This is a genomic window from Aquabacterium sp. A08 (assembly GCF_011742065.1).
Map to the genome: position 1 here is coordinate 1 of NZ_JAAQQT010000588.1, position 11,960 is coordinate 11,960.

8 protein-coding genes are annotated in these 11,960 nt (G+C 72.3%); 4 read left to right on the forward strand and 4 right to left on the reverse strand.

The window, feature by feature from the left end; genetic code table 11:
- The coding region (gene alaS / locus HA630_RS07750; protein ID WP_166833873.1) for an alanine--tRNA ligase at positions 1-1,871 on the reverse strand (1,871 nt) is incomplete at its 3' end.
- A 159-nt stretch (positions 1,872-2,030) separates the two neighbouring features.
- Positions 2,031-3,107 (reverse strand): nitronate monooxygenase family protein, encoded by a 1,077-nt coding sequence (locus HA630_RS07755; RefSeq protein ID WP_166833875.1) that lies wholly within the window; start codon positions 3,105-3,107, stop codon positions 2,031-2,033.
- Between the two features lie 106 nt (positions 3,108-3,213).
- On the opposite strand from HA630_RS07755, the gene HA630_RS07760 reads away from it, so the two are divergent.
- The 4 genes from HA630_RS07760 to HA630_RS07775 are packed head-to-tail and all read left to right on the forward strand — an operon-like array spanning position 3,214 to position 10,082.
- Positions 3,214-3,729 carry a dihydrofolate reductase gene (locus HA630_RS07760; protein ID WP_166833877.1) on the forward strand — a complete coding sequence of 172 codons (516 nt, stop codon included), beginning with the start codon at positions 3,214-3,216 and terminating at the stop codon, positions 3,727-3,729.
- A gap of 8 nt (positions 3,730-3,737) precedes the next feature.
- Positions 3,738-6,380: an ATP-binding protein gene (locus HA630_RS07765; protein ID WP_166833879.1), complete on the forward strand. Its 2,643-nt coding sequence runs from the start codon at positions 3,738-3,740 to the stop codon at positions 6,378-6,380.
- Complete coding sequence (locus tag HA630_RS07770; protein ID WP_166833881.1) at positions 6,364-7,164, forward strand: GAF domain-containing protein; 801 nt, start codon at positions 6,364-6,366, stop codon at positions 7,162-7,164. The genes HA630_RS07765 and HA630_RS07770 overlap by 17 nt, the downstream gene beginning before the upstream one ends.
- On the forward strand, positions 7,161-10,082 hold the full coding sequence (locus HA630_RS07775; RefSeq protein WP_166833889.1) for an ATP-binding protein: 2,922 nt from the start codon (positions 7,161-7,163) through the stop codon (positions 10,080-10,082). The genes HA630_RS07770 and HA630_RS07775 overlap by 4 nt, the downstream gene beginning before the upstream one ends.
- A 31-nt stretch (positions 10,083-10,113) precedes the next feature.
- Here the strand turns inward: HA630_RS07775 and HA630_RS07780 are convergent, their stop codons facing one another.
- Complete coding sequence (locus HA630_RS07780) at positions 10,114-11,256, reverse strand: two-component system response regulator (protein WP_166833885.1); 1,143 nt, start codon at positions 11,254-11,256, stop codon at positions 10,114-10,116.
- Positions 11,253-11,960, reverse strand: a 708-nt coding sequence (locus tag HA630_RS07785) for a response regulator (RefSeq protein WP_166833887.1), incomplete at its 5' end; no start/stop codon positions are given. The genes HA630_RS07785 and HA630_RS07780, both read right to left, overlap by 4 nt.

Sequence of the window (11,960 nt, forward strand, 5' to 3'; positions counted from 1 at the left end):
ATTTCGGCGTTGACGATGGCCTCGATCTGGCGGATTTCGGCGTCGGTCACCGGGGCGTTGTGGGCAAAGTCGAAGCGGGTGCGCTCGGCGTTGACCAGCGAGCCTTTTTGCTGCACGTGGCCGCCCAGCACTTCGCGCAGGGCCTTGTGCATCAGGTGGGTGGCGCTGTGGTTGCGCACGGTGGCGGCGCGCAGGGCGGTGTCCACCTCGGCGGCCACGTGGTCGCCCACGGCCAGGGTGCCTTGTTCCAGCACGCCGTGGTGGCCGAAGACATCGGCCTTGATCTTCAGGGTGTCTTCGACCGCGAAGCGGGCCGAGCCGCTGGTCAGCGCGCCTTGGTCGCCCACCTGGCCGCCGCTTTCGGCGTAGAAGGGCGTGGTGTCCAGCACCACCACACCGGTCTGGCCGTGCTTCAGTTCGGCCACCGGGGTGCCGTCCACGTACAGGGCCAGCACCTTGGCCTGGGTGGCCAGCTGCTCGTAACCGACGAAGGTGTTGCCGGCACCGGTGTAGTCCAGCGCCTTGTCCATTTTGAACTTGCCGGCGGCGCGGGCCTGGGCTTTTTGCTTTTCCATGGCGGCTTTGAAGCCGGCCTCGTCCACGCCCAGGCCGCGCTCGCGGCACACGTCGGCCGACAAGTCGAGCGGGAAGCCGTAGGTGTCGTGCAGCTTGAAGGCCACGTCGCCGGGCAGCACCTTCGCGCCGTCGGCCAGCGCGGCGTCCAGGATCTGCATGCCGTTTTCCAGCGTCTCGTAAAAGCGCTCTTCCTCGGCCTTCAGCACCTCGGTGATGCGCTGGGCTTGTGCCGCCAGGTTCGGGTAGGCCGCGCCCATCAGGCGCACCAGGTCGGGCACCAGCTTGTGGAAGAACGGTGCCTTGCGCCCCAGCTTGTAGCCGTGGCGGATGGCGCGGCGCACGATGCGGCGCTGCACGTAGCCGCGGCCTTCGTTCGACGGAATCACGCCGTCGCTGATCAGGAAGGCGGTGGCGCGGATGTGGTCGGCGATCACCTTCAGCGACGGGTTGGCCAGGTCGCTGCAGCCGGTTTCGCGGGCGGCGGCCTGGATGAGCGCGTCGAAGATGTCGATTTCGTAGTTGCTGTGCACGTGCTGCAGGATGGCCGCCAGGCGCTCCAGGCCCATGCCGGTGTCCACGCAGGGGGCGGGCAACGGGGTGACGGAGCCGTCTTCGTGCATCTCGAACTGCATGAACACGTTGTTCCAGATCTCGATGAAGCGGTCGCCGTCTTCTTCCGGGCTGCCCGGGGGGCCGCCGGGGATGTGGTCGCCGTGGTCGTAGAAAATTTCCGAGCACGGGCCGCAGGGGCCGGTGTCGGCCATCATCCAGAAGTTGTCGGACTTGTAGCGGCCGCCTTTGTTGTCGCCAATGCGGATGACGCGCTCGGGCGGCAGGCCGATTTCCTGGGTCCAGATGTCGTAGGCCTCGTCGTCCTCGGCGTACACGGTGGCGAGCAGGCGCTCGGCCGGCAGCTGGTAGACCTCGGTCAGCAGTTCCCAGGCCCATTTCAGCGATTCGCGCTTGAAGTAGTCGCCGAAGGACCAGTTGCCCAGCATCTCGAAGAAGGTGTGGTGGCGGGCGGTGTAGCCCACGTTTTCCAGGTCGTTGTGCTTGCCACCGGCGCGCAGGCAGGCCTGCACGGAAGCGGCGCGCACGTAGCTGCGCTTGTCGGTGCCCAGGAACACGTCCTTGAACTGCACCATGCCGCTGTTGGTGAACATCAGTGTCGGGTCGTTGCCGGGCACCAGCGGGCTGGACGCGACCACGGTGTGGCCCTTGGCGGCGAAGAAGTCCAGGAAGGTCTTGCGGATCTCGGCCACGGAGGCCACGGGTGTCGCGGAAGGCTGGGTCATGGTCGGCTGCGGCGTGGCGGCACCACGCGGGGGGTCGGGGTTGAGGGGCCGGCGCAGCGGCGCACGGGCACCGGCTGGGCTAACCCTTCATTTTAGCGACAGGCACCGCCGGGCGACGGTCGGGCACGCCGAAGCGGCCCGCCGTGGCGCGGCCGGCGCTCAGGTCCGCCAGCCGCTGGCCAGTGCCTGGGTCAGCGCGCCCGCCGGCAGGGGGCGGCAGGCGGGCGCGCCCTGGCCCGCCCACAGCGGGGTGAAGTCGCTGCGGCCCGCGCTTTCGGCGGCGGCGCGCAAGGGCGCCATGGCGCTGGCCGCCAGCGGAAACGCCGGGGCCAGCGGGTTCAGGCCCACCGTGCCGGCGGCCAGTTCGCGCATGGCGCGGTTGACGATGCCGCGCGCCGGTCGCCCGGTGAACAGGTTGGTCAGCGCGGTGTGCTGTGCCGCGTCGGACCGCAGCGCCTGGCGGTGCAGCGGCGTGGGGGTGGCCTCGGGGCACAGCAGGTAGGCGGTGCCCACCTGCACGCCGGCTGCGCCCAGGGCCTGCGCGGCGGCCACGCCGGCGGCGTCCACAATGCCCCCGGCCGCGATCACCGGCACCCGCACCGCGCGCACCACCTGGGGCAGCAGGGCGAAGGTGCCCAGCTGGGTGGTCAGGTCGTCGGTAAGGAACAGGCCGCGGTGGCCGCCGGCCTCCAGCCCCTGGGCGATCACGGCGTCGGCGCCGTGGGCTTCGAGCCAGCGCGCCTCGTCCACCGTGGTGGCGCTGGCTAGCACCTTGGCCCCCCAGGCCTTGACCTGCGCCAGCAACGCCGGCTCGGGCAAGCCAAAGTGAAAACTCACCACCGGGGGGCGGAAGGCGGCCAGCAGCTCGGCGGCGGCGGCGCTGAAGGGGGCGCGCGCCGCCACGGCCGGGCCACTGGGCGGCGGCAGACCGGCCTCGGCGCAGAACGGCGCCAGAGCCCGGTGCCAGGCGGCTTCGCGCGCCGCGTCGTGCGTGGGCGGGCGGTGGCAGAAGAAGTTGACGTTGTAGGGGCCGGCCGCCTGCGCCTGCAAGCGCTGCAGTTCGGCACGCAAAGCGTCCAGGCTCAGGGTGGCGGCGGGCAGGGAGCCCAGGCCGCCAGCGGCGCACACGGCCAACGCCAGCGCGCTGTCCTGCGAGCCGGCCATGGGCGCCTGGACCACGGGGTGACGCAGGCCCAGCCAGGCACAAAAGGGAAAGGCGGCGGTGGTGTTCGGCATGCGGGCATTGTGCCCAAACCGGGCCGGGCGGTGGCGGCGGATGGGCCAGGACGGACCATACCCCCCGGCCAGCCACGGCGGGGCGGGGCTGCTATGCTGGGCCGCCATGCGCATCAACCTCATCTACGCCCGCGCCGCCAACGGCGTCATCGGCCGGGACAACGCCATGCCCTGGCACCTGCCGCAAGACCTGGCGCACTTCAGGCGCCACACCCAAGGCTGCCCGGTCGTCATGGGGCGGGCCACCTGGGAGTCGCTGCCGGCGCGCTTTCGGCCCCTGCCCGGCCGCCTGAATCTGGTGCTGACGCGCGACCCCCAGCGCGCCGCGGCGCTGCAGGCCGAAGGCGCCGTGCCCGTGGACAGCCTGGAGGCGGCCCTGGCCCGGTGCCGCGCTCAAACGCCCGCCCCGGCCGAGGTCTGGGTCATGGGCGGCGCACAAATCTACGCCCAAGCCGAACCGCTGGCGCAGCGGGCGCTGGTGACCGAAATCGACCGCGTGTACGACGGCGACGCCCACGCCCCCACCCTGGGGCCGGACTGGACCGAAACCGCCCGCGAGCGCCACCGCAGCGACGACGGGCTGGCCTTTGCCTTCGTGACCTACGAGCGCCGGCCCCGCTGACCCGCGCCATGGCCTGGACGCTGACCGACGCACTGTCACTGCCCCACCCGGCCCCCAGCCCGGACGGCTGGCTGGTGGCGCTGTCGGCCTTGGCCGCCGTCACCGCCTGCGTGCTGGTGATGCAGATCACCGGCCTGGCCCACAAGGCCGCGGTGCCGCTGCAGGCGCGCCTGGCCCACCTGAGCGCGGCGCTGACCCTGGGCACCGGCCTGTGGGTGGTGCACCTGTTGGGGGCGTTTGCCCTGGGGCTGCAGGGCACGGCCCTGCCGGCCGACGACGGCGGGCTGCTGCTGTCGATCGTGCCCACCGTGGCCGCGGCCTGGCTGGGCCTGGACCGGCTGGCGGCGCCGCCGGTGTCGTACCGGCGCTGCGCCACCGCCGGGCTGCTGATCAGCGCCGGCATGCTGGGCAGCCACATCGGCGCGGTGGCCGCCGCCGGCACCCCCTGGACGGCGCTGCTGGGCTGGCACGACCTGCCGCCGCTGCTGCTGTCGGGTCTGGGCTTTGGCTGGGCCTTCTGGCTGCGCCTGGGGCGCGGCACGCTGGGCCGGTCAACCGGCCAGCTGCTCAAGCGCGACCTGCTGGCCGGGGGGGTGGCGGGGGCGGGGCTGGTGCTGAGCCACTACCTCTCGCTGCTGGGCATGCACCACGTGCTGGCGTCGCTGCAGGTGGGCACCGACCCGATCCGCCTGTCGCAAACCCTGCTGGTGTTCCTGCTGGTGCTGCTGGTGGCGGGGGGCAGCGCCACCTGGCTGGCCTACCGTCAGACCGTGCAGGCCCTGTCCGACAAGGAACACCGCTTTGCGGCCATTCTGGACAACGCGCTCGACGGCCTGGTGACTTTCGACGCCCAAGGCCGGCTGCTGACGGCCAACGTGCGGGCCCGCGAGCTGCTGGGACTGCCCGCTGACGGCCTGCCCGAGCGCCGGCTGCACAGCTGGCTGTGCACCGACACCGACGCGCCCGACCCCGACCCGCTGGGCCTGATCCGGCCCGGCGTGCGCGAACTGCTGCTGCTCAAGGCGGACAGCCGCCGGCTGGCGGTGCGGCTGTCGGTCGGGCAGGCCCGGCTGCCGCCACAGGACGTGTTCGTCGGCCTGCTCAGCGACATCACCGAGGAAACCCACAACCGCCGCCGGCGCCAGGAACTGCGCAGCGAACTGGCCTCGTTCGCGCGCGCCATGACCGAGCACAGCGTGTACGCCGAAACCAACAGCGCCGGCACCATCACCCGGGTCAACGAGGCCTTTGCCCGCATCAGCGGCCACCCGGCGGAGGCGCTCATCGGCCAGGACCACCGGCTGCTGCGCTCCGGCGTGCACCCCCGGGAATTCTGGGACGACCTGTGGGCCCACATGCGCAGCGGCCGGCCGTGGCGGCGCGAGGTCTGCAACCGTGCCCGCGACGGCCACCTCTACTGGCTCGACAGCACCGTCACCCCGGTGCTGGACAGCCACGGCCACATCCGCCGCATCGTCTGCATGAGCCACGACATCACCGCGCGCAAGGCCGACGAAAAGCTGCTGCGCAACACCCAGCAGGCGCTGGAGATGTCGAACCGGGCCGCCGGCATTGGCACCTGGGACCACGAGGTGGGCAGCGCGCAGGTGCACTGGTCGCCGGTGACCTGCCAGATCTTTGGTGTGCCCAGTGGCACCGCGCTTGGCCTCAGCGATGCGCTGGGCCGCGTGCGCCAGGTCCATGCCCTGCGCCTGGCGGCCGGGCGCGCCCTGCGGCACGGCCAGGGCTGGGACCTGGAGCTGACCATCGTCACCGCCGACGGCCGCGAGCTGTGGGTGCGACACATCGGCAACGCCGAGTGGCACGAGGGGCGCTGCGAACGGCTCTACGGCACGGTGCAGGACATCGACAGCCGCAAACGCCACGAACTGGACCTGGCCGAGGCGCGCGAAGCCGCCGAGGCCGCCTCGCGCAGCAAGGACCGCTTCCTGACCACCATGAGCCACGAGCTGCGCACCCCGATGAACGCCATCCTGGGCTTTGGCCAGATGCTGCAGATCGACCCCGAGCTGACCCCGCTGCAACAGGACAACGTGGCCGAAATCCTGCAGGCCGGCGGGCACCTGCTGGAGCTGATCAACGACGTGCTGGACCTGGCCAAGATCAACACCGGCAAGGTGGAGATGTCGCTGGAGCCGGTGCCCCTGGCCAACACCCTGCGCGACTGCGAGCAGCTGGTGCGCGGCCTGGCCGAGCGCCACGGCGTGACGCTGCACCTGCCCGAAGCCCCCACCGCCGTGCTGTGGGCCGACGCGCTGCGGCTGCGCCAGGTGCTGCTCAACCTGCTGACCAACGCGGTGAAGTACAACCGCGCCGATGGGCAGGTGGTGGTGGCGCTGCAAGCCGGGCCCCGGGGCCAGCTGCGGCTGGAGGTGAGCGACACCGGTCGGGGCATCCCGCCCGAACGCATGGACGACCTGTTCAAGCCCTTCCAGCGGCTGGACACCGACGGCGCCAGCATCGAAGGCACCGGCATCGGGCTGTGCATCACCCGGCAACTGCTGGAACTGATGGGCGGTACCATCGGCGTGCGCAGCCAGCCGGGGCTGGGCAGCACCTTCTGGATCACCCTGCCCCTGGCGCCCACCGCCGCCCCACACCCGAAGGTCCCACATGCAAGCACCGCCTGAGCTGCCCCGCGAAGCCGAACGGCTGGCCGCCCTGCACGCCCTGCGCATCCTGGACACGGCCGCCGAGGCGGCCTACGACCAGGTCGTGGACTTCGTCTGCCAGCAATGCCAGGTGCCGATGGGGCTGGTGACCCTGGTGGACGCGGACCGCCAGTGGTTCAAGGCGCGGCGCGGCGTGGCGCTGAGCGAAACGCCGCGCCGGGTGTCGTTCTGCGGCCACGCTTTGAGCGAGGCGGAGCTGCTGGAGGTGCCCGACGCGCTGAAAGACCCGCGCTTCGCCGACAACCCCCTGGTGACTGGGGCGCCGTTCATCCGCTTTTACGCCGGCGCGGTGGTGCACGACGAGGCCGGGCTGCCGCTGGGCACCGCCTGCGCCCTGGACACCGTGCCACGCCAGCTGACACCGCAACAGCGCCAAGCGCTGCTGCAGGCCGCGCGCAATGCCGCCCTGCTGCTGGCCCTGCGCGCCAGCAGCCAGCGCATGCTGGAACTCCATTCCAGCCTGGCCGACAAACAGGCCGCGCTGGGCCAGCTGCAGGCCGTGGCCAGCCACGCGCTGGCGCAGCACCAGCCGGCCTTCCTGTCCCACATGGGGCACGAACTGCGCACCCCGCTCAACCTGATGCTGGGCTACGCCCAGACGCTGGACCTCGACCCCCGGCTGGACGCGCAGCACAAGGACAGCGTGGAGGAGATCCTGCGCGCCGGCTGGCAGCTGCTGCAGCTGCTGGACGCCGTGCTGCAGTCCAGCGAGCGCCAGCGGCCAGACGGCACCCCGCCATGAGAGCCACCGACACCCAGACACCCGGCCTGCGCCGCCTGCTGCTGCACCCCCACGCCTTCTGGCTGCTGTTCGGCCCGGTGGTGCTGGTGCTGGTGGTGCTGGGTTATGCCACGGCGCACCTGCTGACCCACCAGAGCGCGGCGCGCGTGGAGCGGGTGCAGACCATCTGGGCGCGCGGGCTGGCCAGCCAGGTGCAAACCACGGTGCGGCGGCACATGCAGGACCTGCGGCGACTGGCCGGGCTGTTGCAGAACACCGCGCCAGTCACCAGCAACACCCTGCCCTACTGGGACAGCGCCCTGCGCAGCCTGGTGCGCGAGGCACCGGCCCTGAGCGCGGTGCAATGGTACGACCCCCAAGGCGTGCTGCGGCTGGCGAGCCACCGCGACCCGGCGGCCACCGGCGTCGCGCTGCCCGCGGCCTGGCGGGACGAAGTCCTGGCCCTGCCCGACCGGGCGGTGCTGGTGCACACCGCCCCCAGCCAACCCGACGACAGCGCGGCCCAGGACCAGCTGGTGCTCCTGACCGCACTGCGCGATGCGCGGGACCAGGCCACCGGCCTGCTGGTCTTCACCGTGCACCTGCCGACGGTGGTCGAGCGACTGCCCCGCGAAAGCGCCTTCCAGACCCGCACCTTCCTGCTCGACGGCGGCGGCTGGCTGACCGGTCAGAGCGAACCGTCGGCGCCCGACCGCACCGGCCACGTGCGTGACACCGACCCCAGTCTCTGGCAAGCGCTGACCGAGGACCTGGAGGGCCATCACCGCTCGCCGCGCGGCGTCTGGACCTGGCACACCCTGACCACGCCGCTGCTGGCCCCAGACGGCATGCCGGTGGCCGGCGACACCACCTTGCGGCTGCTGACCCAGCTCGACCCATCGGTCGTCACCCAGATCCGGCAAGGCTTCATGGGGGTGCTCATCCCCATGGTGCTGCCGGTGGTGCTGTTCATCGGGCTGATGCTGCGCTGGCTGGTGGGCCATGCCCAGAGCCTGGAACGCCACCGGCTGCGGCTGGACATCAGCAACCAGGCCGCCCGCATCGAGGCCTGGGAGATGGACCCCCACAGCGGCGTCATCCACTGGCTGTTCGGCCGGACCACCCCACTGGCCTACCGCAGCGCCATGCCCCGGTCGCTGGGGCAGTTCATGCCACGCATCATCGGGCCGGGGCAGCGCGAGCAACTGCAGCGGGCCCTGGACCACACCCGCCGCCTGGGCACCCAGACCGACCTGGAGCTGGACTACCAGTTGCCCACCGGCGAGCAGCGCGCCCTGCGCGTGGTGGCCCACGCCGAGTGGCAGGACGGGGTCTGCCAACGCATCCACGGCATCACCCAGGACATCACCTTGCGCAAGCGGCGCGAACGCGCGCAGGAGCAGGAACGGGTGCGGCTGGACAACATCGTGCGCAGCATGAACGCCGGGGTGTGGGAATGGGACGTGGCCCGCGGCCAGATCAGCGTCAACGAGGAATGGGTGGCGATGCTGGGCCACACGCTGGAGGACTTCGGCCCCATGTCCTACGAGCGCTGGGTCGAACGACTGCACCCGGACGACCTGGGCGCAGCGGTCAGGAACCTGAGCGACCACTTCAACCAGGGCAAGAGCCACTACGAATCGCGCTTCCGGCTGCGCCACCGCGACGGCCACTGGGTCTGGATCCAGGCCAGCGGCGTGGTGACCGCGCGCGACGCCCAGGGCCGCCCGACCCAGATGTTCGGCACCCACCAGAACATCAGCGACCTGGTGCTGGCGCGCGAACAGGCCGAGCAGGCCAACCAGGCCAAGAGCCAGTTCCTCTCCAGCATGAGCCACGAGCTGCGCACCCCGCTCAACGCCATCCTGGGGTTTGCCCAGATGCTGGGCCTGGACGCACGGCTGGACCGGACGCAACGCGAGTCGGTGGACGAAATCGGCCAGGCCGGGCAGCACCTGCTGCGGCTGATCAACGAGGTGCTGGACCTCAGCCGCATCGAGGCCGGCCAGGTCGAACTGGTGCTGGAGCCGGTGGACCTGGCCGCCCTGGCCGAAGCCAGCCGCCAGCTGCTGCAACCGCTGGCCGAGGCGGCGGGGGTGACGCTGAGCTGCCACCTGCCTGCGCCGCTGCACGCCCTGGCCGACGCCACCCGGCTGCGCCAGGTGCTGGTCAACCTGCTGTCCAACGCCATCAAGTACCACCGGCCCGGGGGCTGGGTGCGGCTGAGCGCGCGGGCAGACGGCACCCACCTGCGGGTGATGGTGGCCGACAACGGCCCGGGCATTGCGGCAGAATTCCAGCCCCAGCTGTTCCAGCCCTTTGCCCGCGGCCCGCACACGGCCGGCGGCATCGAAGGCAGCGGCATTGGCCTGAGCATCAGCAAGGGCCTGGTGGAAAAAATGGGCGGCCACATGGGCTTTCTGCAACCGCCGGGCGGCGGCTCGGTGTTCTGGTTCACCCTGCCCGCCACCCCCCTCACTCCCACGGAGACGACGATGTCCCCCGACACCGACACCCCCCCCAGCGGCCCGGCCGCGCGCCAGCAGGTGCTGTGCGTGGACGACAACCCCGCCAACCTCAAGCTGATCCGGCGCATCCTGGCGCTGCGCCCGCACCTGGAATTGCTGACGGCCGAATGCGCCCGCGACGGGCTGGCGCTGGCCCTGGCGCACCGGCCCCGGCTGATCCTGCTCGACATCAACATGCCCGACCTGGACGGCTACCAGGCGCTGCAGGCGATCCGCGCCGAGCCGAGCCTGGACGGCTGCGTGGTGGTGGCGGTCACCGCCAACGCGATGCCACGCGACATCGAACGCGGCCAGCAGGCCGGCTTTGCCACCTACCTGACCAAGCCGTTCGACATCCACGACTTCCTGCGCCAGGTGGACCGCCTGCTGGAGCCCGTGGCCAGCCCCGCACCAAGCGCCACCGCGGACTGAAGCGGTCCTGCGGGGCCGCGCGAACGCGGGTTCAGACCCGTTCGCCCGGCTCGGTGTGGCGCAACCAGATCGCGTCCCACTGCGGCTCGACCCGCTCCCAGGCGTCGATCACCTCGGGCGCGAACTGGCGGCCGCGCCCGGCCCGCAGGTACTCGCACACCGCGGCCCGGGCCCAGGGCGCCTTGTGCGGCCGGCGCGAGCGCAGGGCGTCGTACACATCGGCCACCGCCAACAGGCGCGCGCCGGCCGGAATCTGCCCGGCCTGCAGGCCCAAGGGGTAGCCACTGCCGTCCCAGTGTTCGTGGTGGCTCAGGGCCAGGTCGCGCGCCAGCGCCAGAAAGCCCAACGGTCCGGCGCCGGCGTCGCGGTCGGCCGGGTCCTGCGCCAGCGGCACGCCCAGCTGGGCTTCGGCCGCGCTGATCACGCTCTGCAGCGCCTGCCCGCCCAGTTCGGCGTGGGTCTGGACGCGTTCGCGTTCCTCCGGCGTCAGGCCGCCCGGCTTGCACAGGATGGCTTCGGGGATGCCGATCTTGCCCAGGTCGTACAGCGCGGCCGCGCTGACCAAGCGCTGGCGCCCTTCCGGGTCGGCCCAGGCCTCGTGGCCGGGCTGGCCCGCCAGCTGGCCGGCCAGGCAGTCCACGTAATGCTGCACCCGGCGGGTGTGCTGCGCCCCGAGTTTGCCCAGCGCGTCGCCCATGGCCGCCAGCGCGCCCATGCCCGCCTCCAGCGCGGCCACCCGGCCGTGCAGGGCGCGGTTGGCGCTGGCCAGCCGGTCCTGGGTGCGTTTGAGCTCCAGGTGGTTGTGAACCCGCGCCCGCACCAGCGCCGACGGCGCCGGCTTGACGATGTAGTCCACCGCGCCGCAGGCAAAGCCCTCGATCTCGTCGCGGCTGTCGCCGCGGGCGGTGAGGAAAACGACGGGGATGCGGGCCGTGAGCGGGTCCTGCTTGAGGCGGCGGCAGACCTCGTAGCCGTCCAGCCCGGGCATGACGACGTCGAGCAGCACGATGTCGGGCAGCGTCCCGCCGCGCACCCGGGCCAGCGCGGCCGCGCCGCTGTCGGCCAGCTCGACGCGGTAGTGCTGCTCCAGTGCGTGCCGCAGCAGCAGCTGGTTGGCCGGGGTGTCGTCCACCACCAGCACGGTGGGGCGGTCTGCGCAAAGGTCGGTCGTCATGGGGCAGCGGGGGCCGCATCGGGCGGCGTGGTGGCGGGGGTGGCCGGCCGGGCCTGCGGCAGCCAGCGCAACAGCACCTGGCGCAAGGTGGGCAGGTGGATGGGTTTGGGCACGAAGTCGTCCATGCCGGCGGCCAGGGCCTGCTGGCGGTCGGCGTCGAAGGCGTTGGCGGTGAGCGCGACGATGGGCGTGGGCGCCAGCCCTTGCTCGTGCTCCCAGGCGCGGATGCGGGCGGTCGCGGCGATGCCGTCGAGCACCGGCATCTCCACGTCCATCAGCACCAGGGCCGGGCGCAGGCCGCCGCAGACCGCGTCCACGCCCTGCTGCCCGTCCTCCACCACGGTGTGGGCCAGCCCCAGGCGCTGCAGCATGTGGACGATGACCATGCGGTTCATCGGGTGGTCTTCCACCACCAGCACCTGGCCCGGCCAGGCGGACGGGGCGGGCGGCTCGGCGCCGTCCACTGTCGCGGCGGGGGTGCCGGCGGGGCCGAACGCCTCGGGCGCGTGCAGCGCCACCGGGGCCGGTGGGGCCGCCTCGGTCCCGCTGGCCGGGTCGGTACCGGCGGCCGGCGCGGCGCACAGGGGCACCCGGAACCAGAAGCGCGAGCCCTGCCCGGGGGTGCTGTCCACCCCGGCCTCGCCACCCATCAGGTGGCTCAGGCTGCGCACGATGGACAGGCCCAGCCCGGTGCCGCCGTACTC